27 protein-coding genes and 1 riboswitch are annotated in these 23,522 nt (G+C 34.4%); of the genes, 2 read left to right on the top strand and 25 right to left on the bottom strand.

What is annotated here, in order from left to right:
* Position 1: 1 nt before the first annotated feature.
* Positions 2–1,063 (bottom strand): YpbB family protein, encoded by a 1,062-nt coding sequence (locus LD272_RS21540; protein ID WP_226034653.1) that lies wholly within the window; start codon positions 1,061–1,063, stop codon positions 2–4.
* A 161-nt stretch (positions 1,064–1,224) separates the two neighbouring features.
* Here LD272_RS21540 and LD272_RS00645 point away from each other — a divergent pair, with 161 nt between their 5' ends.
* Positions 1,225–1,473, top strand: a complete 249-nt coding sequence (locus tag LD272_RS00645; protein ID WP_226034652.1) for a ferredoxin — start codon at positions 1,225–1,227, stop codon at positions 1,471–1,473.
* 368 nt (positions 1,474–1,841) lie between these two features.
* Here LD272_RS00645 and LD272_RS00640 read toward each other — a convergent pair whose 3' ends face one another.
* The 16 genes from LD272_RS00640 to LD272_RS00565 form a co-directional block, all read right to left on the bottom strand.
* Complete coding sequence (locus LD272_RS00640) at positions 1,842–3,056, bottom strand: RsiX family anti-sigma factor (RefSeq protein ID WP_226034651.1); 1,215 nt, start codon at positions 3,054–3,056, stop codon at positions 1,842–1,844.
* Positions 3,046–3,582, bottom strand: a complete 537-nt coding sequence (gene sigX, locus LD272_RS00635; protein ID WP_226034650.1) for an RNA polymerase sigma factor SigX — start codon at positions 3,580–3,582, stop codon at positions 3,046–3,048. Before sigX ends, LD272_RS00640 begins: the two co-directional genes overlap by 11 nt.
* Before the next feature lie 105 nt (positions 3,583–3,687).
* A complete protein-coding gene (locus LD272_RS00630; protein ID WP_226034649.1) occupies positions 3,688–4,188 on the bottom strand; it encodes an ECF transporter S component in 501 nt (166 codons plus the stop codon).
* A gap of 5 nt (positions 4,189–4,193) precedes the next feature.
* A complete protein-coding gene (locus LD272_RS00625) occupies positions 4,194–4,619 on the bottom strand; it encodes a DUF4430 domain-containing protein (protein WP_226034648.1) in 426 nt (141 codons plus the stop codon).
* Between the two features lie 181 nt (positions 4,620–4,800).
* A riboswitch (cobalamin riboswitch) is annotated at positions 4,801–5,003 on the bottom strand.
* Positions 5,004–5,082: 79 nt separating this feature from the next.
* Positions 5,083–6,852: an ATP-binding protein gene (locus tag LD272_RS00620; RefSeq protein WP_226034647.1), complete on the bottom strand. Its 1,770-nt coding sequence runs from the start codon at positions 6,850–6,852 to the stop codon at positions 5,083–5,085.
* Positions 6,852–7,568 (bottom strand): response regulator transcription factor, encoded by a 717-nt coding sequence (locus LD272_RS00615; protein WP_226034646.1) that lies wholly within the window; start codon positions 7,566–7,568, stop codon positions 6,852–6,854. The genes LD272_RS00620 and LD272_RS00615 overlap by 1 nt, the downstream gene beginning before the upstream one ends.
* A 52-nt stretch (positions 7,569–7,620) precedes the next feature.
* Positions 7,621–8,811 (bottom strand): c-type cytochrome biogenesis protein CcsB, encoded by a 1,191-nt coding sequence (gene ccsB, locus LD272_RS00610; protein ID WP_226034645.1) that lies wholly within the window; start codon positions 8,809–8,811, stop codon positions 7,621–7,623.
* 22 nt (positions 8,812–8,833) lie between these two features.
* Entirely contained in the window at positions 8,834–10,507 is a 1,674-nt protein-coding gene (resB, locus tag LD272_RS00605; protein WP_226034644.1) for a cytochrome c biogenesis protein ResB, read from the bottom strand.
* Between the two features lie 25 nt (positions 10,508–10,532).
* Complete coding sequence (resA, locus tag LD272_RS00600) at positions 10,533–11,099, bottom strand: thiol-disulfide oxidoreductase ResA (protein ID WP_226034643.1); 567 nt, start codon at positions 11,097–11,099, stop codon at positions 10,533–10,535.
* Positions 11,100–11,155: 56 nt separating this feature from the next.
* On the bottom strand, positions 11,156–11,893 hold the full coding sequence (locus tag LD272_RS00595; protein WP_226034642.1) for a pseudouridine synthase: 738 nt from the start codon (positions 11,891–11,893) through the stop codon (positions 11,156–11,158).
* 289 nt (positions 11,894–12,182) lie between these two features.
* Positions 12,183–12,716, bottom strand: a complete 534-nt coding sequence (locus LD272_RS00590; protein WP_226034641.1) for a spore maturation protein — start codon at positions 12,714–12,716, stop codon at positions 12,183–12,185.
* Positions 12,713–13,303 carry a nucleoside recognition domain-containing protein gene (locus LD272_RS00585; protein ID WP_226034640.1) on the bottom strand — a complete coding sequence of 197 codons (591 nt, stop codon included), beginning with the start codon at positions 13,301–13,303 and terminating at the stop codon, positions 12,713–12,715. Before LD272_RS00585 ends, LD272_RS00590 begins: the two co-directional genes overlap by 4 nt.
* On the bottom strand, positions 13,304–14,407 hold the full coding sequence (locus LD272_RS00580) for a D-alanyl-D-alanine carboxypeptidase family protein (RefSeq protein WP_226034639.1): 1,104 nt from the start codon (positions 14,405–14,407) through the stop codon (positions 13,304–13,306).
* A gap of 145 nt (positions 14,408–14,552) precedes the next feature.
* Complete coding sequence (locus LD272_RS00575; protein WP_226034638.1) at positions 14,553–15,437, bottom strand: superoxide dismutase; 885 nt, start codon at positions 15,435–15,437, stop codon at positions 14,553–14,555.
* A 103-nt stretch (positions 15,438–15,540) separates the two neighbouring features.
* Complete coding sequence (scpB, locus tag LD272_RS00570) at positions 15,541–16,131, bottom strand: SMC-Scp complex subunit ScpB (RefSeq protein WP_226034637.1); 591 nt, start codon at positions 16,129–16,131, stop codon at positions 15,541–15,543.
* Positions 16,122–16,868: a segregation/condensation protein A gene (locus tag LD272_RS00565; protein ID WP_226034636.1), complete on the bottom strand. Its 747-nt coding sequence runs from the start codon at positions 16,866–16,868 to the stop codon at positions 16,122–16,124. The genes scpB and LD272_RS00565 overlap by 10 nt, the downstream gene beginning before the upstream one ends.
* 149 nt (positions 16,869–17,017) lie before the next feature.
* On the opposite strand from LD272_RS00565, the gene LD272_RS00560 reads away from it, so the two are divergent.
* On the top strand, positions 17,018–17,101 hold the full coding sequence (locus LD272_RS00560; protein ID WP_226035003.1) for a YjcZ family sporulation protein: 84 nt from the start codon (positions 17,018–17,020) through the stop codon (positions 17,099–17,101).
* A gap of 116 nt (positions 17,102–17,217) precedes the next feature.
* Here LD272_RS00560 and LD272_RS00555 read toward each other — a convergent pair whose 3' ends face one another.
* The 8 genes from LD272_RS00555 to LD272_RS00520 form a co-directional block, all read right to left on the bottom strand.
* Positions 17,218–17,583 (bottom strand): GNAT family N-acetyltransferase, encoded by a 366-nt coding sequence (locus LD272_RS00555; RefSeq protein WP_226034635.1) that lies wholly within the window; start codon positions 17,581–17,583, stop codon positions 17,218–17,220.
* A gap of 381 nt (positions 17,584–17,964) precedes the next feature.
* Complete coding sequence (locus LD272_RS00550; protein ID WP_226034634.1) at positions 17,965–18,429, bottom strand: site-2 protease family protein; 465 nt, start codon at positions 18,427–18,429, stop codon at positions 17,965–17,967.
* Positions 18,430–18,498: 69 nt separating this feature from the next.
* Entirely contained in the window at positions 18,499–18,933 is a 435-nt protein-coding gene (locus LD272_RS00545) for a peptidylprolyl isomerase (RefSeq protein ID WP_226034633.1), read from the bottom strand.
* A 15-nt stretch (positions 18,934–18,948) separates the two neighbouring features.
* A complete protein-coding gene (gene lysA / locus LD272_RS00540; protein WP_226034632.1) occupies positions 18,949–20,247 on the bottom strand; it encodes a diaminopimelate decarboxylase in 1,299 nt (432 codons plus the stop codon).
* Between the two features lie 156 nt (positions 20,248–20,403).
* The gene (locus tag LD272_RS00535; RefSeq protein ID WP_226034631.1) at positions 20,404–21,873 is read right to left on the bottom strand and encodes a spore germination protein; all 1,470 of its coding nucleotides are present in this window, start codon (positions 21,871–21,873) and stop codon (positions 20,404–20,406) included.
* Positions 21,870–22,436 carry a stage V sporulation protein SpoVABEA gene (spoVAEA, locus tag LD272_RS00530; protein WP_226034630.1) on the bottom strand — a complete coding sequence of 189 codons (567 nt, stop codon included), beginning with the start codon at positions 22,434–22,436 and terminating at the stop codon, positions 21,870–21,872. The genes LD272_RS00535 and spoVAEA overlap by 4 nt, the downstream gene beginning before the upstream one ends.
* 60 nt (positions 22,437–22,496) lie before the next feature.
* Positions 22,497–22,913 carry a stage V sporulation protein AB gene (locus LD272_RS00525; RefSeq protein WP_226034629.1) on the bottom strand — a complete coding sequence of 139 codons (417 nt, stop codon included), beginning with the start codon at positions 22,911–22,913 and terminating at the stop codon, positions 22,497–22,499.
* The gene (locus tag LD272_RS00520) at positions 22,903–23,520 is read right to left on the bottom strand and encodes a stage V sporulation protein AA (RefSeq protein WP_226034628.1); all 618 of its coding nucleotides are present in this window, start codon (positions 23,518–23,520) and stop codon (positions 22,903–22,905) included. Before LD272_RS00520 ends, LD272_RS00525 begins: the two co-directional genes overlap by 11 nt.
* Positions 23,521–23,522 lie beyond the last annotated feature (2 nt).

Below are 23,522 nucleotides of genomic sequence, written 5' to 3'. Positions count from 1 at the left end.
ATCAATCTAACCCCCCTTTCCAAGTTTTGGTTTGGTCCACTGCAAGAACTAATCTAATCTGGAAAAAGCTATACTTGTTATTCAAATTTTCTTTTAATACTTTTAACTTTCGAGTTTTCAGCTTCCTAATACTTCGCAAAATTTCGACAACTTCTTCCTTTGCAACGATTTCTGTTATATCAAAATTATAATCTACATAGGCAATTTCTACTATATGGTCATGGATTGTATTCATTTTCAGGTGGCGAATACTAGAAATTTGCTCATTGTCATAACCTCGTCTCAATAATTGATACGTCTTTGCAGCTGAATCTGTAATAAATAACTGCTCGATTAAGTCTTCTATGAAAATTGATAAAAGAGGAGCCTCCTGCTTATTTGTTCTAATGAAAGTGATAAGTTTATGGCTGATTAATTCAATTTTAATCTCTACATCATGATGAGTTAAATTATATTTCTTTGCTATTTGCTCTTTGCTTAGGCCAATGTTCTTACTGCCAGTAAGCCTATCAACGAAGATTGTTGCATCAAGCTCATCTAGACCGTTTAAGAACATATAAAGCTCTGTATAAAGACCCTCTAACCATTTTTGTAAATCATTTTTGTTTTTTATAAATAAATTTTTGACCCAGGTTTGAATGTCTTTATTATCATTAATAGCAATAAATGAATAATTTTCAGTTTCTATATTAGTTATCGTTTGAATAAATAGTGTCAATCGTTGGTTACAGTAATAAGTCATCCTATTGTATTTTAATCCATTAAAATCTTTTAATTGACCCTTGTTCTTTTCGATATGTAACAATTCTATTCCTTTTCTAGTAAGACTTGCTTCCTCATCATCTCCTTCAAAAAGCCCTTTCTCTCGCATTTGATCAATATATCGATTAAACTTGATTCGATCAAGAGTCTTGTAGATACCAAAATAATTCGATATTCCATAGCTATATGCATCTTGTAAAGTTTGAGAAGAACGTTTTCCTGTTAGTAAATGATAGATTGCTGAAAGACTTCTTTCACATTTAAATTTATCAATACAATCGAGTATAAGTAATGTAAACACTTGCTAAACCCCTTTAGAAAAAATATGGACTAATTAAAAACTGCACAAACTTATTGAATTCTAACTATAACAGCATTACAATACAAGATAGACAATTATGTTTGAAATATATATTATTGTTTTAGATTCTAAACTGGGATTACCCAGGAGGTAATACATTTATGGGTAAACACACCATTGTTGATAAGGAAACATGTATAGCTTGTGGAGCATGCGGTGCATCTGCTCCCGACATCTTTGATTACGATGACGAAGGAATCGCCTATGTTGTATTAGATGATAACAAAGGTAATGCGGAGATTCCTGAAGTTTTAGAGGATGACATGCTAGACGCTTACGAAGGTTGTCCTACTGATTCAATTAAAATCTCTGATAAACCATTTAAAGGTGATCCTTTACGATTTGATTAAAAATTTCGCAAACCCTCTTAGCTAATAAGCGGGTTTGCTTTTTTATTTTATATACTACAATTCACTTAATTTTAACATGTTCTTAATTTCTTTCCTACTCAAATTAACTTGTATCCATAGTTGAAAACTAGGAGGATTCCTTTTGGGAATTTTTATCAAAACCGCTCTTCAAACCGCAGCGTCTATTCAGCGGTTTACTATCTCTCCAGTTCATTGCGGTATATAAACTAGTTTGTCTATTGCTGTACTTGTTTGACAGATTCCAAGCAAGGATGTAGCCATTATAGGTTTTAACTTACACAGCGATAAATGTCCAAACCTCACTTTATTTTCGACTATAAAGATTCCCCTGAAGTAAGAGGAATCTGCTAGTTAATATATATAGGATTGACTCCGATTGGTACAGGAATTGGCTCTGTTAAATCATATCCCCACGCCTCATCAAATGGTAGGTTAAATTGAACCGATGAATATCCAAAACTTCGGGCAGTCACTAGCACCGCTTCTAGCATGTTTATCGAGTCCTGGCTAGTCGGTTCTAGTTTATTGTTACTGGTGAAAATTAATTGATCTCCATTTCTATCAATAAGAAATTCCATATTTTGAGGTATGGAAGCTTGTAAGTTTAAATCCCGGTCGTTCGTTTTCATTTCCCACAATGCATCCTCAACATTATCATATTCATTCAACATTGACGGTACAAGCATGTCTTCACTTTCACTCTGATACAATCGATAACTTTGATTCTCCTGTTTAGTGACTGTAAAACCATCTATATTACCATACATTCCAAAGTCTTCATCATTACTATTATAGGGTACTAATAAAATATTACTAATTTGATATGGAGCAAACATCGTTGAAAGTAACTTATCAAACAAATTGGCATAAGTACTGCCTTCAGGGAATTGGTAGTTATCAGGAAAGTCTAAAATCACTAAATTTTCTTCAGTTTTGATATCAAAGCTAATATCATCAAATGGAAACTGGGTTACATTCCAAGCATTTTCGTCAATATATGTGTTAATTTTATTATAATAGTTCTCTAACTCATTTGAACCAGATGTATCAATAAAGGTTACAGGGATTACAAAATTCGCATTATAGTCCATTACTGCGCTGTAAATAACCGTTGTAGTTGAATTTTGATCATAAACAATGTTACTATTCCTATCAAAATTTCTAGAATTGATATTATCTTCCACTTTTGCTTCCTCTGAACTGGACTCTTCTGAGCCTGCTTCATCGAACGTAGAGATTTCATCTCCATCATTAGTTGATAATCCAGTATCAGCGCTTTCCTGTGTTGAATATTCAGCTTCTGAGTTACCCAACATATCATTATTTTGCGACATATAGTCATTTGGCAAACTTTGAAATAGAAACACTAATAAAAAGATGACCACCAAAGATGCAAGAGAAGGAACTAACCAAATAGGCCTCTTTTTAGATCGCTTTTGGTTATTTTCGTCTAATTTTAGTAAAATCTGATTAAAAATTCTGTCCTTATCCTGTTCATCTTCCATAACAGGCATATCCTTCAACATACTTTTTAACCGATCTTCGTCTAATTTACGACTCATATCCTACATCCTCCTTTCTAGTTGCATCTTCTACCAAACTTTTCAACGCTTTCATACCTCTATGTTGTGTTGTTTTCACCTTACTAACACTAAAACCCAACGTATCTGCAGTTTCCTGTATTGTAAATGATTGAATATACCTTAAAATAATGACGCTCTTTTGATCGATACTACATTTATCCAAACAAGTATAGACTAATTTCATTTCATCATTTAATATAGCGATTTCTTCAGGTAAATTATTGTCATCACTAATTAAATGCCCTTTTTCACCCCAATCAAAAAAATCAAGGACACGTTTTCTTTTTTGCTTTCTAAAAAAATCAATAGCAACATGTCTAGCAACCGAAAACAACCATGTTTTTGGAGAGCTTTCGCCTTTAAAAGTGTCATAAGAATGTAGAACTTTGATATAAACTTCTTGCACTAAATCTTCTGCTTGTTGTTTATCTTTAACCATATAAATTAAAAATTGAAATAAGTCTTTATGATAATTGTCATAAAGTTCTTCAAACGCGGTCCTCATATAAAACCCCCGTTCAACAATATAGTCGTATCTATCTATGTAAAGGTTACACTATAACTAAGACAATGAACATAAAAAAAACACCAACTTTAGTAAGTCGGCATTTTAATGAATCCATTGTTTGTTGTATTTCTTAAAAACTCTTGAAAGGACTGGAAATAATATGATCATAAATAAACCATTACCTATCGCATGGTAAGTGTCAAATGGCAACCCTGCTAAATAGTAAGGAATAAATTTCCCGGCAACAGCAGCAGTTGCTAGTGAAACTACTAATCCATAAAAATAACCACTAAAGATAGCAAAAATGACTAGTAAAAAAACAGGACGGTTCATTTTAATCTTTCCTAGAAATCCACTAAATAAGCCGATTAAAGCCCATCCAATTATTTGCCATATCGTCCAAATCCCCATACCTAAGATTAAATTGGACAAATAAGTTACTAATAACGCTAGAATAACAGCAGAAACAGGACCAAGGAAAAATCCTGAAATAATAATTAGTGTTGTTACTGGTTGAAAACTTGGTATGTATTGAAACATGAATCTTCCTACAACAGCAAGAGAAGCTAATAATGCAATTAAAGTTAATTTATAAGTATTCATTCAAATCATTCCATTGCTTGTAAATCAAAAGTGATTTGATCTCCTACCTCAAGCTCATATTCATTAGCACCAACTGTTGGCATTTCCCCATTTATAGAGTACATCCAATACTTTCCTGACTCATCATCTTGTGAAATTCCTTCAATTGAAGTAATAAAACCTTGATCAGTTCCTTCTACGTCAAAGTTATCTTTCATAACGTCCATTAAAACAGCACCTTCTTCAAACGCTATCTCTTCTTCAGCAACTATTTCTTCACCATTATCCTGTGAAATTGTGACGATCGCAGTTTCCTCGTTTTGTGTTTCACTGGTTTGTTCAGTTTCCTGATTTTCGCTTTGTTCAGAACTGGATCCGTCCTGCTGGCATCCAGCAAGGATAAAGATAGCAATTAGAGTTGACAAAATACTTAGATAAAACTTGTTATTCATTGTGTACCCTCCATTAGTTTAATTTGAGGACATTTTAATGGGCTAGTACCAACTAGAAAGCTGATAACTAAAAAAACTTATCCGCAAAAGGATAAGTTTAAGACAGACCAGTATTATTTAAAAAGACATGTAGTCCCTTTCACAAAAAACCAGCTATCCCAACTGCTCAATCCCCGAAGCTTTGAAAATGGAAATTTTGACAGGTCTACTGACTTGTGCCTAATCCTACTTTGAGTCCTTCCCATATTTTACTAAATACAGTGGATCACTCATTTCGTAAGCACCTACAGTTGCGAGGACAGTTCTGGCATCTAACCAGATTCCCTTAAAATAATTAAAAGTACAATTATTTTAGCAAATAGCATCAAAATCTCTTAATATTCGATTAACAAAATTATTTTATCATATAAAGCACCCTAAATAAAGCGTTTGTTTCATAAGAAACAAGATTATTCATCATGATTTATGATAATTCGATATTTTTTGGTATTTTAAACGTAAAAGTGGTACCTTCTCCTTGTTTGCTCTGCACAGCAATAGATCCTTGGTGCGCTTCAACAATATTTTTGGCAATAGCTAAACCTAATCCAGTACCTGGTTTTGCCTTCGTTCTTTTTCTAGACTTATCTGCTTTATAGAAACGTTCAAATACAAATGCTAAGTCATCCTGAGGTATACCAGAGCCGTCATCTCTAATTGCAAATTGAATAGCATCCTCGATTTGTTCAACGATAATTGAAACATTCCCATCTTCGTCTGTATGATTGATCGCATTATCAATTAAATTCGTTAACACCTGCTCAATCCGGTCTGGATCGAAGGATAACTTTTGTAAATCATTATCCATTTCTAAATTCAAGAATATATTTTTCTCTTTAGCTAATCCTTGAAACTTACGAACGATACGGTCAAGAAACAACTTTAATTCGACTTCTTCAGTATTTAGTACTATGTGGCCAGCTTTCATTCTTGCCAAATCAAGCAATTCATTTACTAAACGTCCGATTCGTAAAGACTCTTCATGAATTATTGTAGCTAGTTCATTCTTATCTTCTTTACTTTCAGCAATATCATCTACGATTGCTTCACTATATCCTTGCAACATCGATATTGGTGTACGTAATTCATGGGAAACATTGGCTATAAAATCTTCTCTGAGTTTATCTAATCTACGTTCTTCTGTCATATCCCTAAATACAGCTACTGCACCTCTAACATAAGATTGATCGTATAAAGGCGTCATAATCATTACCCAATTTCTACCTTGGATGAATATCTCTCTTGATTGTTCATTCTCGGAATCAATTACTTCTTCAAGAATATTTTCAATTTCTTTAGGCAAACCTTTTTTTCCGCTAGTATCCTCATCATTTTCAAAATGCCAATCTTCTAGGAACTTCTCAGCAGGTGGATTGGAAACTATAATTTCAGCCTTTCGATTTAAGGTTATTACACCATCAGCCATTGAACTAAGAATACTGTATAATTGCTCCTTTTCTTGTCTTAGGGCATTAATATGAAATTTTAATTGTCTACCCATCCGATTAAATGCCATTGCCAGCTCGCCAATTTCATCATGAGTTAGAATAGGAACCTTGGTATTGAATTCGCCTTTTGCTAATTCAATTGCCCCTTCTCTCATTTTTATTAACGGAGAGGTAATTCTTGTAGAAAGGAAAAAAGCAAATATAGTGGTCAAGACAATTGCAATTCCTGCAGCTAGTAGGATAATTCTTGTTGTTTGTTGTGTTGTTTCCTTTACTGCGTTTAAGGATTGATAAACAAAAACAGCACCACCACTAACTGGTAACGATGTTCCAACAATCATGATTTCATCTTTACCATTCGGAAGCTCTTTTTGAAATTCAGATTCAGTTGTACTCAAAATAATGTCCCTTAACTGATTATCTTCTATCAGCCATTGATATGTAATCTCGGGTAAGGCTGAATCATCAGTTTCCGATGTCCAAAAATCTTCATTATCAAATACAATAGCTATTCGACTAATTGGGTCTTTCACTCTTTCTGCAGTTTCTAGAACAAGCTCTCGGTCATCGTACTGTTCAATCATGACGGAAACCTTCGCTGCCGTTTGCATTAGGTCTTTTTCTGCTTCATTGACATGGAAGTTTTCAAAAAAACCTAAGAGTAAAAATGTTAAAATCATCAAAACAACTGATACCAACAATATGATTGTTATCCATAACTTGCCAACTACACTTCTTAAGAACATTATTCATCAGCTACTTCAAATTTGTAGCCAACACCCCAAACCGTAACAATCATTTTCGCTGCATCTTTAGAGACACTACTTAATTTTTCTCTCAAACGTTTAACATGGGTATCTACTGTTCTTAAATCGCCAAAGAATTCATATTTCCAAACTTCTTTTAATAATTGTTCCCGGTCAAATACTTTATCAGGGGCTTGAGCGAGAAAGTAAAGTAATTCGTATTCCTTTGGTGTTAATCCAACCTCTTTTAAATCAGCAGTGACACGGTGAGCGTCATTATCAATCATTAGATGTGGAAATTCAAGAATATCTTTTGCAACATTATCAGTCTTTAAGTTACTAGAAGTTGATGATCTTCTTAACAATGCCTTAACTCTTAAAACAACTTCTCTAGGACTGAATGGTTTGACAATATAATCATCTGTGCCTACTTCAAAGCCCTGAACCCGGTTTGCTTCTTCCCCTTTAGCTGTAAGCATAATCACAGGTGTTGTTTTTTTCTCTCTTATTTCTTTACAAACCTCAACTCCATCTTTACCAGGCATCATAATATCTAAAAGAATCAGATCATAATCATTTTCGAAAGCCATTACTAATGCTTCGTCGCCATCTTCAGCTTCATCAACAATGTAATCTTCTCTCTCCAAATACATACGAAGCAAGCGCCTAATCCTTTCTTCATCATCAACAACTAATATTCTTACGTTTGTTTCCATCCCAATTACCCCCTCACGATACTATATTAATTGTAACATTATCTTATCATCTCTATGCATATGAGTGTAAGCCAGCAAGAATTAAGTTAACAGCAATTAAATTGAACATTATTATCGCAAAACCACCGACTGCTAACCAAGCGGATTTTTCTCCATGCCAACCTTTAGAGAGTCTCAAGTGTAAAAATGCAGCATAGAAGAAAAATGTGATTAAAGCCCACACTTCTTTTGGATCCCAGCCCCAGAACCGATTCCAAGCCTCCTGGGCCCATATCATTGCAAAAATTAGACCTCCTAGTGTGAAAATAGGAAACCCTATTGCAACAGCGCGGTAAGAAATCTCATCAACTAAATCTTTATTTACTTTAACCAGAAATGGTTGTAAGGCTGCTGCAACACGTTTTCTTAAAACTAATCGTGAAAGTGCATATAAAGCTAATCCAGTCAATAATGACCACAGAAGTGTATTGAATTTCTGTGCTGCATTGACCCCTTGCATCCAACTTGGCACTTCAAATAGTGGGCTCATTTTATTTTCAGTTAGTAAAGTTCCATCGTTTGGTCCAGCAAGTGCAGGTAATTGATAGTCCACTGTCGAAATTTGATCTTCGAATGGAAATTCAAAAGTAGCTGTGTAATTCATTGCACTAAATGAAGAAGTAATAATTATGAATCCTAAGGTAGCAAAGATGAAATATACGATTGTTTCCAACCATGTAGTTTTCTTATTTCTTCTCGTTTGATCAACTTCTTTAATTAGGTAGATGATTCCACCAACAAAACTAATTGATAATATTGCTTGACCTAAGGAAACGGTTGTCACATGAATATATAACCAGTGACTCTTCAACGAAGGTACCAATGGAGCAATCTCAGTTGGAAACATGCTTGCATATGCAATAATTAGCAATGCGACTGGTAAGGCAAATAGGCCAAGAATATTTAGCCGATATATAAAATACAAAATTATAAAGGCTAATACAAGCATCATTCCAAAGAATGTTGTGTATTCAAACAAGTTACTAACTGGAGCATGTCCGCTTACTATCCAGCGTGTGATAAAATAAAGAATTTGTGAAATAAAGCCTACTATAGTTAATATAATCGCCATTTTACTAGCAAAATTCTTTGTTCCTTCCGAACGTTTGTCTTTAATAGTTCCACCAAAGAAAAAGGTAGCTACTAAATATAATATAAAGGCTAAGTACAAAAAGTTACTACTTAGCGATGCTAAATCTCCCATTTTTTTTCATCCTCTTTTATATTTATTTTTCTTTTTGCTCTTTTTGCTCTTTTTGTTCTTTTTGTTGTTGTTCTTCTTGGTCAACCACATTTACATTTGTGTCAATTATAATTTTTTCAATATCTTTCTTGATACCGAACCAATTTTTATTTGTATGTGCAGATATCCAAATTCCTTGGTCTTTCGGATGAATCCATATTCTTCTGTGCTGCCAATACATCCCTTGAATGACACCAATCATAAATATAATACCACCTAATGAGATTATCGGTAAGGTATAATCCCTCCGTAGACTCAAACCAGTTACATCACGCACATCGAAACCTTGAAGTCCTAATTTGAATTGATTCTCACCACTAGCATCAACGTTTCGACCTATTGCAGCAAAACTAATCTCTGGTTCTTCTTGGCCAGGAGGATAAACTAGAAAAACAAATGCTGGGTTCCTTGGATACTTCGTTTCAGACCTTGGTTCACCTTCATCAAGATAATAATCAGGAAAATATTGATCTATAACTACTCTAGAACCATTTTCTAAGTTGTATTCATCCTTAGGATTTGCTAAATCAATTGTGAATGAGCCCAACGATTCCTCTTGCTCATCATCCGTTTTATGCAGTTTAAATGACATAGATTTAAATTCATCTTGTTGATAACTAGATTGATAAAGTGCGTAGCCGTCAAATTTTATCGGATGATTCACCTTAATACTATCTTCCTTAATCATTTCTAAGTTCGGCTCTTCACCAACAACTGATTTCGCAGTATTTTCATAGATAACTGCATTTGTTTGAAAATTTTTCGCAACCATTCCACTTTGCTTATCTAGCGCTTCTTTGAAACGTTCATCTTCTTCAGTATCTCCATATGTTTCTAAAATGAAATCTTTATTTTCAACATAGTACAAACTATCTGTACTAGGTATAACTACTGTTTCACCTTCACGTACCCAAACAAAATCATCTATGTACATAAAAGGGACAAAACGTAACAAACAACCTAACAAAAATACAATTAGACCAATATGGTTCACATAAGGACCCCAACGAGAAAAACGCCCTTTTTCCGCTAAAACATGCCCATTGTCCTCAGTAACTTTATACCTATTTTTTTTGAGATTAGAGATCATGTTTTGTTTGCCTTCATCAGAAAGCTGCTCAGTTGAACCAAAAAGTCGTTGTCTTTTCAGGAAAGACTCGCTTTTCTTAGGTTTTTGCATCTTCAATGCTTTATATAATGGAACTACCCGGTCGATACTGGCTATTATAATTGATATTCCAATAAGAGCGATTAATATCATGTACCACCATGAGCTATAAAGGTTATGAAAACCAAGTTGATAGTAAATCTGACCTATAATCCCGTACTGATCACGATAATGTTCTGCTGCGATTACATTCGGAGGAATGTACATCTCCTGAGGAAAGATCGTCCCCGCAGCTGATGCTATCAAAGTGATTGCAATCAACCAAACTCCAACCCTTACAGAGGAAAAAAAGTTCCATAGTTTATCAACTATTGATTTATTATATGTTTTAGAACGACGCGCACTACCTTCATAGCGCATGTTTAGTAGTTGTGAATTTTGATTGCCATCAATGTGTTGGTTTTTCTCAATTGGATTTCCACAATGTTGACAAAGAACTGTACCTTCTTGATTTTCGTATCCACAGGACTTACATATTATATTTTTCATATTAACCCCTCACAATAAAACTCTATCAGTCTGGCTGTATTTTTTTAAGATAACTTTCTATACGATCCAACGTTAACCCACCTGAAACTATGTCAACTATTACACCATCTTCATCTATAAATAACGTAGTTGGTAATGGAACAATATTATATAAATCTAAAACCTGACCTTTATTATCATGTAATATCGGAAATGTTAATTGATACTTGTCCACGAACCGATCGATGACTAACTCTGTTGTATCTAGACTTACTGCTACAATCTCAATATTGTCCTTATATTTTGGATATAAAGATTCCATATAAGGCATTTCTTGTTCACATGGTTTACAGTAGGTCGCCCAGAAGTTCAGCATAACGCCTTTCCCCTTTAATTCGTCTAAACTTAAAGAATCTGACGTCCCATTTAGTTGCTTTAGTTTAAAATTCGGAGCTTGATCTCCTACACCAATCTCAGGATCGTCTTTGTTAAGATTAGACACCAATGCAAACACCACAGCAGCTAATAATATTACTAAAATAATAGAACGAAACAGGAGTCGTCTTCTTTTCTTTTTACTTTTTGTTATTTTGGCCTCTTCAATCTTGTTCATATGCTCACACCCCTACGCCATTGTATCATTGAAATCAACTAATAAATTTGACTATTCTATGACATTTTCTTTGCGAGCGAACGTAATTGTTTTACTTCATGTGGGGTCAATTCACGAGAATCTCCTGGACTTAGGCCATTCAGGGTTAAAAATCCATATCGCTCACGCTTCAATTTATCAATTGGAAAGTTTATTGCTTCTAACATTCTTCGCACCTGTCTGTTCTTTCCCTGATGTAAAATTAATTGAACAATGGCTGTGTTTTTTTTACTATCTGTAGACAGAATCTTAACGTGAGCAGCTTTTAATTTATCTCCATCAACTTCTACGCCTTTTTTAAGTTGTTGAATATCTTCTGTTCGTGGTATTCCTTTTGTCTTAGCAACATAGACTTTATCAATTTGATAACTTGGGTGCATGAGTAAGTTCGCAAAATCACCATCATTTGTTAACAGTAATAAACCTGAAGTGTCATAATCTAATCTTCCAATCGGAAATATTCTTTGCTCTACTTCAGGTAAAAAATCCGTTACAACTTTTCTGTCCTTATCGTCTTTCACACTTGAAATAACACCTCTTGGTTTATAAAGTACAAAATAAACCGGTTCTTCTTTTTCTAACGGGATACCTTCTACCTCGATTTTGTCATCTTGATTTACTTTTGTTCCTAATATTTTAGCTACTTGACCGTTCACCTTAACCTTTCCCTCTTCAATTAATTTTTCTGCTTTCCTTCTAGAAGTTACACCACTTTGTGCAATTACTTTTTGTAAACGTTCTTGAGAATTTGTCATTTATATCACCTTTTTAGTTTATTTTCACTCAATAGGACTAATAGCCTTGGCTCCAGTTTTTATAGTTTATTTTAAAGAAAGGTAACTAAGAGTCAAAGAAGAAAACTTGACATGCTAAGCCAGGGGCCACAAGCAAAGCCAAGTTTTTCGCATAGTTTTGACGTGATTTTTATAGAGTTAATACTAACTAGCTTATAATTAGAGCCTTTCATATGTACTATCACCTTAATATATTTAATAATTCATTCAACAGAACAAGAAAAGGAGCGTTAACTTAGTTGTTAACGCTTTAAGGTGCAAATACAATCGAAACGATCACGATTGATGCTATTATACCAATAAAATCTGCTATGAGTCCAACTTTTAGAGCATCACCCATTCTCCTTATTCCAACAGCACCAAAATAGACGGTTAAGATATATAATGTTGTATCAGTACTTCCTTGCATAGTGGAAGCAAGTCTACCTATGAATGAATCAGGACCATATGTTTTTATAAGTTCAGTGGTCATACCTAATGCTGCTGTACCAGATATTGGTCGTATCATTGACAATGGAACAATTTCTGAAGGCACTCCAACCACCGATAAAAACGGCGACATGAAATTAATCATTGCATCCATTGCTCCTGAACCTCGAAAAATGGAAATTGAAACCATCATTCCTAATAAAAAAGGAAGGAGGGAAACAGCCATCTTAATTCCTTCTTTTCCCCCTTCCACAAATATTTCATATGTCGGTAATTTTTTCCAAGTAGCAACTAAAAGTACGAGTAGTATAATACAAGGAATAATCCAAGTACTGGCAGTAGTAATTATACTCATTTTTTACTTTTACTCACCCTTCTATAATAAAATAAACGATCAACTGTAACTGCTGCTATCGATGTTACCAAAGTAGCCATTATCGTGGTACCAACAATCTCAGTTGGGGCAATTGAATTATACTGCATCCGAATAGCTATAACTGTTGAAGGAATCAAGGTTAAACTTGAAGTATTTATCACAAGGAATGTAATCATTGACCGACTTGCTTTGTCTGAACCACTTAACACTTTCATTTGTTCCATCGCTTTTATTCCCATAGGTGTAGCGGCATTACCTAATCCAAATAAGTTAGCTGTGAAATTAGATAGGATATAGCCCATTGCAGGATGATCTTTTGGTATTTCCGGAAATAATCGGATTACAAGTGGTTTGAATAGTCTAGTTAATTGTTTCAATAGGCCAGCTTTTTCTGCTACTCTCATTAACCCTAACCAAAATACTAATACACTAATTAATCCAATTGATAAAGTTACAGCGTCATCTGCACTCTCAAATAATGCAAGATTTACTTCCTCCATTGTCCCATTAAACATGGCGTAAACAATCCCGATGATTGCCATAGATGCCCATATTAAATTAACCATTTAAAAGACCCCGGTCATTTTATTTAATATGCTGACTATCTCATCAAGAAAACTTGTCTCTTTTTCCTTAGCAACGTTGTATATAGATGTTTCTGCTATAGGTTTACCATCTATTTTAAAAATTTTTTTCCCTATTTTTCGGATTCCGGTCTTGTGTTCTGCTGAAGGTTTTAAAAATGTTTCACTTTCTAACAGCTTACGTTCTTCATCAGTCAATGGGAACAAAACATCCTTCTTAATTAATCCCATTTCAACAGAATCGGAATCTTTCATCGAATACCTTTCACTGCCTTTATCTTGAATTTTGATCAGATTAAAATTATCAAACCCCCACTCAAACAAGCGCATATGATCTTTCCAATCATCAGATGCATTTAATGTGACCGCAACGAGACTTATCCCATCTTTCTCAGCAAAGGATACTAATGTTCTTCCAGCAGCCTTTGTATAACCTGTTTTTCCACCTGTTGAATAGTTGTAATATCTGGTGAGTAATTTATTTTTATTTCCCCAAGCATAATTTCTTGTTTCTGCTGTATAGGATTTAGATCCTGTAATTTGTTTGAACACGTCGTTCTCCATTGCATAACGTGCAAGTATCCCCATATCATAAGCAGAAGAATAATGAGCTTCTGAATCTAGACCATGCGGATTATCAAAGTGGGAATTTGTCATTCCAAGCCACTCAGCCTTTTCATTCATCATATAAGCAAAGCCTTCCAAGCTACCACCAACATGTTCGGCAATTGCTACGGCTGAATCATTTCCTGAACGAAGCATTAAACCATATACTAGGTCTTTTAACTTCATTTTTTCTCCCTCTTTTAGATAGATAGAAGATCCCTCAGTATATACTGCCCGATGACTTGCAGTAACCATCTCATCCATCTTTCCTGACTCTACCGCAATTATAGCTGTCATAATTTTTGTAATGCTTGCGATAAGATGTGGTTCATCCGCTGCTTTTTCAAACAAAACTCGACCAGATGACTGTTCAATTAAAACAGCGTTTTGAGCAGAAACACTCGGCTTTGCGTTTACTTGTATGGGTAAACTACATAACAGTAAAATAAGACAACTCGAAATTATTAATACTTGTTTCAACTTGCTACCTCCCTACCTACATACGTCTGTACAATTTTATGAAAAAAAGGACATGCATATGATTAATTTAAGGAAATAGCTTATTTAATACTTCAGAAAGAAAACACGAAAACCCCCTTTATCTGATCTGATAAAGGGGGTTTTATTAAAATAATGGCCACTGTAATTGCCTTGCTTTTTCAAATCTTTCTAGTACATGCTTCCAGTTAACAATGTTCCACCACTTTTGAATATATTCTGATTTGTTATTTTCATATTGTAAATAATAAGCGTGCTCCCATACATCAAGCACCAATAGAGGAACTGTGTCCCATAAGCTAAACATTTGATGTTTCTCAACTGTTTGAATTCCTAGCCTTGCCGCTCGCGGTTGCCAAACTAAAATTGCCCATCCTACACCTTCGACAGATTCAGCTGCTTTTGTGAAAAGTAGTTTAAATTTCTTAAAAGATCCAAAGTCTTTTTCTAATTGCGCTAACAACTGATTACTCGGAGAACCTCCGCCCTTTGGCGACATGTTATTCCAGAAAATAGTGTGTAAGTAATGACCCGAACCGTTGAATGCTTGCTCTCTCATCCAATGCTTTACAAATTTATCATCAGGGTTGTTTTTGTACAGTTCTTTTTCCGCTTTATTTAACCCATCAACATATGATTGATGATGTTTATCATGGTGTAACCTCATAATTCGTTTGGAGATATACGGCTCTAGCGCATCGTAGGAATATGGTAAGGGAGGCAATCGATGTGATCCTGGTTTTATTGAATCTGTTTCTTGCCTTGGTTTTTCTAGTAACTCCGTAAGCAAAGAAATTAGTTTTTGACTTTCCTTTTGCAAAGCTTTTATCGACTCATCAGTTACTTCTTCATCAGAATCTATTTTTTCTTGTATTAGTAACTTCCAATCATTTAATTTATTTTGCCAATCTAACAATTCTTGTTTGTCAGTTTTCATACTAATTACTTTTTCTTCTACATTAGCAGCCCAAGATAGTAAAGAAGATAAGTATTCCTTCTTATTATTTTCCATGATATCACCTCTGGAAATATCCTATGACACAGATTAGGCTAAGGTGATTATTTATAGGCTTTAAATAATAGCTATTATCCAACTATCTTCGTAATTTGAATAACTAATTTTTTTCATGAAGCTGATCCTTAAATTTCTCGAAGAATAGATCCGCTTCTTGTTCAACATCAGACTCCTCAATTCCTTCAGGTAATGGGGGTAATTCTTCAATTGACTTAAGTCCAAAATAAATTAGAAAGTCAGTTGAGGTACCAAACATCATTGGTCGTCCAATCCCGTTTTTTCTACCAACTTCTTCTATTAATGATTTTGCAATCAAGGTTTGTACCGGGCGGTCACTTTTCACTCCTCTAATTTCTTCAATCTCCGTTCTTGTTATCGGCTGTTGATAAGCAATAATAGCTAACGACTCAAGTGCAGCTTGAGAAAGCTTAGAGTTTTGAGGCGTATCAATTAGTTTCTGGTAATAATTAGAGTGCTCCGGTTTTGTCGTTAAATGTAAGACCTCTTTCGATTGCATTAATGTAATGCCTCTTTCAATATGTTCATAATCGTACCGTATTTCATCAATAATATGATCTATTGTTTTTTTATCTAACTCGAGTATCCGCTCTAACTGTTTCTTTGTTATACCTTCGTCGCCTGAAGCAAACAACAACCCTTCTGTAATTGCTTTGTATTCTGTTATTTCCACATTTCACCCTCCATATCATAAACCATTAATTCGTCAAAATGCTTTTCTTGTGTACAGTATATTTCTTTCACTTTCATTAATTCTAAAATAGCTATGAAGGTAACAACGATATGTGATTTAGATGGATATTGAAATAGCAGTTCAAACCTCACCCCCGTCTTATGGAGTTTAACCTGTTCTAACACTTCTTCCATCCGTTTTTTTATAGGTATTTCTGAGCGCTGTATTCTGGTTTCTAGTGGGTTGTCCCACTTTTTTCTTTCAAATACCTTATTCATCGCTGCTATCATCTCATAAATGGAAATATCACCTTGAACGATAGTTTTTTTAGTTGAAAGATCCTTAAAAGCTTTGGGTGGCCTAGTGTATATATGGTTTGCATCTAATTCTTTTTCTTTTAACTGAATTGCTGCATCCTTATATTTACGATATTCGATTAATCGTTTCATTAGCTCTTCTCTTGGGTCTTCTTCATATCCTTCGTCGTCAACTTCTAAATCTTGATTAGGAAGTAGCAATTGGCTTTTAATGGCTAATAATGTCGCCGCCATAACTAAATATTCACTAGCTACATTCAGTTCAAGTTCCTGCATTGTATTTATGTAAACCATATATTGCTCGGTAATTTGTGCTACTGGTATATCATAAATATCAATTTCATATTCATTGATTAAATGTAACAAAAGATCTAAGGGACCTTCAAAGGCATCTACTTTAACTTTGTACGATTGTTGCATCTAATCTTCCTTCCTATTTGAAGATGACGTTGATTTACCTTCTTAACTAAAATCTAAAACAATTAACTGCGCTTATACAACGATAAGACTTTTACCATAGGGTGATATGTAAAGTCATTTGAGGTTCTTTAACCATCAAAAAGGGGATAATGTCTGCAGCTTATGGTAGTAGATTTTTATTAATTATTATATTGTTCATTTTTTTAATTATCGTTGGTGCTGCTTGGCTATAAAGTGAAATCCAAAAAATTCACAAGACCTTTGCTATCTAATATAGCAAAGGTCTTGTTACTAAGATAGTAAAAATTTAGATAGATTGAAAATGTCAGCTCTATTTGAGCTGACATTTTCAATCTTCTTCGTCTGTATGCATTTCACACTTCTCTAAAAAAGCTTTTGTAAATTCATCTGGCTTTACATCAGCTCTGTCTTTATATAACTCTTTTACTGCCTGAACCATTTTCTTGCCAATACCTGAATTACGATGTGATGGATTGACAGTAATATGTTGAATTACTGCACAGTCTTCCGTTTCAAAATACACCCCTACAGCACCTAAAATGTCTTCTTCTTTCCACAAGTACAAGTGCCAGTTTGGATTTAAATCATACTCTTTAATCGTATGTTGTAACTTTTTCACATCTTTTTCCTCAGGCATGAACGAAAGAAGTCCCATTGCAATCTTTTCAAAATTCTTTTTATAACGAATTAACATATTTACCCCTCATTAAGAAAATACTTACCTACTAGTGAGAGCAGAAAAATAACGCCAACAGCTTCCATAAGTTTATCTAGGTACTGTTATTTAAAGCAATCCACCTTCAGCCTCGATGATAATACTTAATAAATGACTTAGCTTTGATCATTATCAGTATCTCGCAACCTTATGATAAGACAATAAAAAACCAGTAAACAAGACCCCAAATAGTACCTAAGGCAAGTAATAATCCAAATAATATCCAGTTTTTCTTTTTTTGACTCAATTTCATACATTCCTTTAAGACGGTTTAATCCAATTTATTTTCAAGATAAATAACATATCTATCTTACATGATACCTCATATATAATAAATGATACTACTTTTTTATAGAATTGTCATGAATTAAATGAATTATCTTTAACAAAAATGGATTTACAAACTAAAAATCCATCCGATTGTTTTCCGTTAACCGAAAATGGAATTAAATTCACAATAGCGAGCCACCAATTGTATAAAGCAAAAATATTAATAAGTAGGTTGTCTATTAGTAATAACTCAAGAAAAGTAGCAATAATAGCATTTAGCAGCGGACCACTTAACGCAATAATAGCTGTTTCACGACCATTAAAGGCTGTTTCTCTATTGCCTGTTGCATATCCACCAAACAGTAAAAATAAATTGAGTGTAATCTTTAAATGTCCGATAGAAAACTGTTTGATTTGTTTACCGCTTCCAATAGTAAGTTCTCCGTAATTCGCCTTCATTAAATATGCGCCAATCAAATGACCAATTTCATGTATGATCGCTCCCAGTGGTGCAATAATCAAAATCACAAAGAGTAATAGTAACCAAACAGACACAGGACCACACCTACCGATAGCTTTTTTCTTTTTATAAAACAAATAAAGCGAGTCCGAAGACTCACCTCATTATTTTTCCTCTACACGAACCCTTTTCATAACATCGCCTTGTTTAATTCGTAAAACTGTATCTAAACCTTCTGTAACTTGTCCAAAAACTGTATGAACACCATCTAAATGTGGCTGTTTTTCGTGGACAAGGAAAAATTGACTACCACCAGTGTCTTTTCCAGCGTGCGCCATGGATAATGATCCTGCAACGTGCTTGTGAGGATTTCCTTCTGTTTCACACTTTATTGTATAACCTGGTCCACCAGTACCTGTACCAGTTGGGTCCCCGCCTTGAGCAACGAATCCTTGAATTACTCTATGAAAGATTACTCCATCATAAAATTCGCTATTTGCCAATTTTTCAAAATTTGCAACTGTGTTGGGTGCTGCCTCATCATACATTTCAATTTCAATTGTTTCTCCATTTTCAAATTCAATTGTAGCTTGTTTCATAAATCTTCCTCCTAATTATTCATATGATAAATCATTACGTGTTAAGTCTTGATACGGTTCTCTTTGGATAACTAATTTGTCTTTACCATTTTCAATAAACACAACGGCAGCTTTTGGAAAGCGATTATAATGATTTGACATCGAATAACCATAAGCACCTGTACTGAAAACAGCTAAAAAATCTCCGTGATCAATAACCGGAACGTCTATATCCCATATTAACATATCACCTGATTCACAGCACTTACCTGCGACAGAAACCTTGTCTGTTAACGGTTGGTCTGCCTTATTAGCAACAATGGCATCGTATTTCGCTTGATAAAGTGCCGGCCTTATATTATCGGTCATGCCACCGTCTATTGATATATAGTTTCTTATACCGGGAATTACTTTTTTGGAACCTATACTATATAAAGTTATCCCTGTATTTCCTACTATCGCACGACCTGGCTCAATCCAAATTTCTGGAAAAGACATGTTATAATCTTCGGCTTGCTTTTGCACTTCATTTACCAGCGTTTCTACGTACCCTTCTAGAGGTAATGGTTCATCTTCACTAGTATAACGTATTCCAAACCCACCACCAAGATTTAAGACTTCAGGTGCAAAATTATACTGTTTATGCCATTGATTTAATGTTTCAAATAGTCTTCTTATAGCCATAACAAATCCGTCAGTCTCAAAAATTTGCGAACCTATATGACAATGCAACCCTTTTACATGAATAGAGTCAATTTCCTCCAGAACCTTAAATGCTTTTTCTGCTTGACCATTGGATAAATCAAATCCAAATTTAGAATCTTCATTTCCAGTCAATATATAATCATGGGTATGTGCTTCAATTCCAGGCGTTACTCGTATCAAAACATCTACACTAGAGTTGTTTTCTGCTAGAATTTGTTTCAATAATTCTATTTCAAAAAAGTTATCTATAACAATACAACCTATATTATGTTCAATTGCCATCTCTAACTCTTGGTAACTCTTATTATTACCGTGCATATGAATCTTCTCAACAGGAAAATCAGCCTTTAGTGCTGTGTACAACTCTCCTTGTGATACGACGTCTAGGCTCAAGTTTTCTTGTTTTGCTACTTGAAGCATAGCAATAGATGAAAATGCTTTGCTAGCATATGCAACTTGTGCCTTGACTCCTAGTTTTTCAAATGTCTTAACAAACGCTCTAGCATTTTGGCGAATGGCTGTAACATCATATACAAATAGAGGCGTTCCGTATTTATTAGCTAAGTAAGTGGTGTCTACTCCATCAATCAACAAATTTCCTTGTTCATTTATTTCAAAAGGATGATTCATATTTGCACCTCCATATCAAATGACACTGTATAACAGCAAATCAAAATCCCTTATCACCATGGAGACAAGGGACCTAAGGTTATTTTAAAATAGCTTTTCAAAGTTATAAAGATAGAATTAATTTAACACAACAATGTATTTGGTTCAACCTTAAAATTACGGTTGGCGATAATTGTTTTTTGGGTGAACAATACTCGGACGATCCTTTGTCTTAGGTACAGATATGCGGAATAGGATATGTACCATAGCTTTACCATTAAAAGGTAAGAATGGCCATAAATATGGTGTGTTTAGTGATCGAGTGCAAGTTAGCAAAAATACATAAAGGGTAGAACCTACCACGAAACCTTTTAAACCAAAAAAAGCAGTTATTGTAAGTAGTAGAAGTCTCGTAATTTTATTTGCAATACTAAGTTCATAACTAGGAGTAGCAAAGGATCCAATCGCAGCAATCGCAACATATAAAATTACTTCCGCACTAAACAACCCTACATCGATAGCTATCTGTCCAATTAATACAGCTGCTATTAAACCCATTGCCGTAGCAAGGGGGGTCGGGGTATGAATTGCGGCCATCCGAAGGAACTCTATCCCTATATCTGCCGCTATTAGTTGAAAAATGATTGGAATGTTTCCTACTTCGTTTGGCCCTATAAATTGTAGAGCTTCTGGAAGTAAATTTGGTTCATCTACCATTAGAAACCAAAACGGAAGCAAAAAAATGGAAGCTACGATACCAATAAACCTTATCCAACGAATAAACGTTCCTACTGTTGGGGATTGTCTGTACTCTTCTGCATGCTGTACGTGGTGAAAATAAGTAGTAGGAGTTATAATCATACTTGGCGAAGTATCCACCATTATTAACACATGTCCTTCAAATAGATGGCTTGCAGATACATCAGGTCTTTCTGTATATCTAACAAGAGGAAAAGGATTATGTCCCTGTTTAACTAAAAACTCCTCAATTGTTTTGTCGGCCATCGAAATGCCATCAATTTCAATATTTTCTAACTCTTCTTTAATAAGCTTAACTAAACCTTGGTCAGCAACATCTTGTAGATAAGATATACATATGTCTGTTTTCGAACGTTCTCCGACTTGGATAATCTCATGACGCAAACGTTCATCTCTAACACGCCGTCTAGTAAGTGCAGTATTTTCAACAATATTCTCGGTATAGCCATCCCTTGCCCCACGAACTACTTTTTCTGCATCTGGTTCTTTAGGAGATCGTCCAGGATAACTTCTTACATCTATGACAAAAGCTTGATCTTCACCATCTAGAAAAATAACGATTAAACCCGATAACAGTTGATCAACTGCCTCATCCATTGTCTTTACTTTTGTGACTTGTTGATGAACTAAGCGATTGTCTATTATCTCCGGAATTTTGGTTAAACTTCGCTCATTATCATTAATTTCAATAAGTTTTTTCAAAATTTCTACAATAATAGGAGTTTCACAAAGTCCAGTTAAATAGTATAAATGTGTGATTTTTTTTAATATCTTTATTTCTCGAAAGCCTACATCAAAGGAAGTTCCAACTCCTACGTTTTCTTTCATATATCTTTCTACTTCTTTTATTTTAGGTGATATGGGACTTTTTTGTTTTGCTTTCCTCATGAATTACCACCTCTTTCTAAAATTAGTTCTATTGCTTTTCTGGTTATTGGCGAACCCTTCTTTATATCATCCTTACCATACATTTTACCAATATCACCTATTGCAATAACTATGGGTAATTGTAATTGATCTAATGAATATACCGTGTCACCATTTATTCGACCTAAGTCTGGTATTGGCACTCCCTCTTTATCAACACCATTTGGAATTAATTCACCATCATTGTCTATGGCTAATGTAAAGCGTGTCCATTCCATATTTTTAGTATGTGCCGCTACAGCTATAGCGCCAATAATTTCAGTTGAGGAATCATTATGTAGCGCTAATAACACTTTTTCACCAGCACCTACCCCCGTAACTCCTGCATCATCAATTAAAACATAGACTGGTTCAGATTTTGCATTGTGTACAGCTCGAACTACCTGACCTGAAGTAACACTGGTAGGATTATCAGATAAATAAGACAAACAGGTCCCACCAATTTGAGTTGCTAAATAATCTAGCGTTCTCTTTGCATACTTATCACCGTCAGTAATGATGATTACTTTTTTCCTTTTCGCCATTATAGTTATCCTCTCTTTCCAACAAGGAAAGTGGTATCAGATCTTCAATTATAATCAACTTTATTTAACAAAGATGATCCATTGAAAGAGAGAGCCGAATATCTTGCCGAATACTAAAGCCATTAATAACCAAAGTAGATAATGCTCTAAACCAACCCTTTTAGCTAAAAGAGGGAAAACATTCAACACTTCTGTTAACGCGGCAGCAAGCATCCCTATAAATATGCCGTGGAACGTCCCCCATATGACAATAACGATAGTTGAAACACTAAATGGTTCACTACTGAATGATAAATAAATACCAAACAATGCTCCGAGAATAACTCCTACTTCATAGGTTTTCATAAAATGCTCAGTTTTACTCAATTGAATTAACCTCGGAATAATACCTAAAACAGTCAAAAATGCAACAAAACCTGTACCAACAACAAGGCCAGAGGCAAATCCAATAAAAACTTCAATCAGATTATTTATCATGTTTCTTATAATTCAACGTGTTTTCATAGTAAGCAAAATAACCATCAAGGTCTTGTTGGTACTTGAACATTTCAATTTCTAATGGGCTTGGCTCTTCATTAAACCGCTTCTTAAATAAATGATTAAAAAATAAAATCATCCCTACTCCTAGTCCAATTGAATAAGGTATCTGAATCCAAAGCGGGTACTCAGTTTCCTCACCAGTCATAAGGTAATGTAGTCTTTGCTGAACTTCCTGCATACTTACATCGTAATGAAAATTCATTATTGCCATAGAAGCTCCGATAAACAGCAATAACCAAATAATAGTGACTATTAATACAGAACGCTTTCTTATTGTTTTTTTTATGTTAATAATTGTCTGATTTGGGCCAAGTAATTGAAATTCAGTTTCAGGAAAAAGATTAACTAACTTGTCTACAACAGTAAATCCTTCTATTACTGAAATAGTTTTATCCGATTTTGTCACTTTATATATAAATGTCTTACCCAGTTGTTCAATAATAGAATACTCTCCTGTAATAAAGGCGATATCCTTGAGTTGTAGACTTTTATTTTCATTAACTTCAATCGTTTTTTTCATCCGTAAGTAAATCATGTTCCCCATAA

It is taken from the genome of Aquibacillus saliphilus (assembly GCF_020404745.1).
Classification (GTDB): domain Bacteria; phylum Bacillota; class Bacilli; order Bacillales; family Amphibacillaceae; genus Aquibacillus; species Aquibacillus saliphilus.
The sequence above is the reverse complement of the archived record's forward strand: the minus strand, read 5'-3'. Positions and strand labels throughout refer to the sequence as shown.

Coding starts and splice junctions, on each gene's coding strand:
- LD272_RS00640 (WP_226034651.1), bottom strand. CDS start 3,056: ATGAGTCGTAAATTAGACGAAGATCGGTTAAAAAGTATGTTGAAGGAT.
- LD272_RS00565 (WP_226034636.1), bottom strand. CDS start 16,868: ATGCAACAATCGTACAAAGTTAAAGTAGATGCCTTTGAAGGTCCCTTA.
- spoVAEA (WP_226034630.1), bottom strand. CDS start 22,436: ATGGCGAAAAGGAAAAAAGTAATCATCATTACTGACGGTGATAAGTAT.
- LD272_RS00625 (WP_226034648.1), bottom strand. CDS start 4,619: ATGAATAACAAGTTTTATCTAAGTATTTTGTCAACTCTAATTGCTATC.
- sigX (WP_226034650.1), bottom strand. CDS start 3,582: ATGAGGACCGCGTTTGAAGAACTTTATGACAATTATCATAAAGACTTA.
- LD272_RS00590 (WP_226034641.1), bottom strand. CDS start 12,716: ATGAGTATAATTACTACTGCCAGTACTTGGATTATTCCTTGTATTATA.
- resA (WP_226034643.1), bottom strand. CDS start 11,099: ATGAACAAGATTGAAGAGGCCAAAATAACAAAAAGTAAAAAGAAAAGA.
- ccsB (WP_226034645.1), bottom strand. CDS start 8,811: ATGGGAGATTTAGCATCGCTAAGTAGTAACTTTTTGTACTTAGCCTTT.
- LD272_RS00560 (WP_226035003.1), top strand. CDS start 17,018: ATGTCTGCAGCTTATGGTAGTAGATTTTTATTAATTATTATATTGTTC.
- LD272_RS00520 (WP_226034628.1), bottom strand. CDS start 23,520: ATGGGGAACATGATTTACTTACGGATGAAAAAAACGATTGAAGTTAAT.
- LD272_RS00545 (WP_226034633.1), bottom strand. CDS start 18,933: ATGAAACAAGCTACAATTGAATTTGAAAATGGAGAAACAATTGAAATT.
- lysA (WP_226034632.1), bottom strand. CDS start 20,247: ATGAATCATCCTTTTGAAATAAATGAACAAGGAAATTTGTTGATTGAT.
- LD272_RS00595 (WP_226034642.1), bottom strand. CDS start 11,893: ATGACAAATTCTCAAGAACGTTTACAAAAAGTAATTGCACAAAGTGGT.
- LD272_RS00615 (WP_226034646.1), bottom strand. CDS start 7,568: ATGGAAACAAACGTAAGAATATTAGTTGTTGATGATGAAGAAAGGATT.
- LD272_RS00525 (WP_226034629.1), bottom strand. CDS start 22,913: ATGATAAATAATCTGATTGAAGTTTTTATTGGATTTGCCTCTGGCCTT.
- LD272_RS00645 (WP_226034652.1), top strand. CDS start 1,225: ATGGGTAAACACACCATTGTTGATAAGGAAACATGTATAGCTTGTGGA.
- LD272_RS00535 (WP_226034631.1), bottom strand. CDS start 21,873: ATGAGGAAAGCAAAACAAAAAAGTCCCATATCACCTAAAATAAAAGAA.
- LD272_RS00555 (WP_226034635.1), bottom strand. CDS start 17,583: ATGTTAATTCGTTATAAAAAGAATTTTGAAAAGATTGCAATGGGACTT.
- LD272_RS00630 (WP_226034649.1), bottom strand. CDS start 4,188: ATGAATACTTATAAATTAACTTTAATTGCATTATTAGCTTCTCTTGCT.
- resB (WP_226034644.1), bottom strand. CDS start 10,507: ATGAAAAATATAATATGTAAGTCCTGTGGATACGAAAATCAAGAAGGT.
- LD272_RS00575 (WP_226034638.1), bottom strand. CDS start 15,437: ATGGAAAATAATAAGAAGGAATACTTATCTTCTTTACTATCTTGGGCT.
- LD272_RS00585 (WP_226034640.1), bottom strand. CDS start 13,303: ATGGTTAATTTAATATGGGCATCTATGGCAATCATCGGGATTGTTTAC.
- LD272_RS00620 (WP_226034647.1), bottom strand. CDS start 6,852: ATGTTCTTAAGAAGTGTAGTTGGCAAGTTATGGATAACAATCATATTG.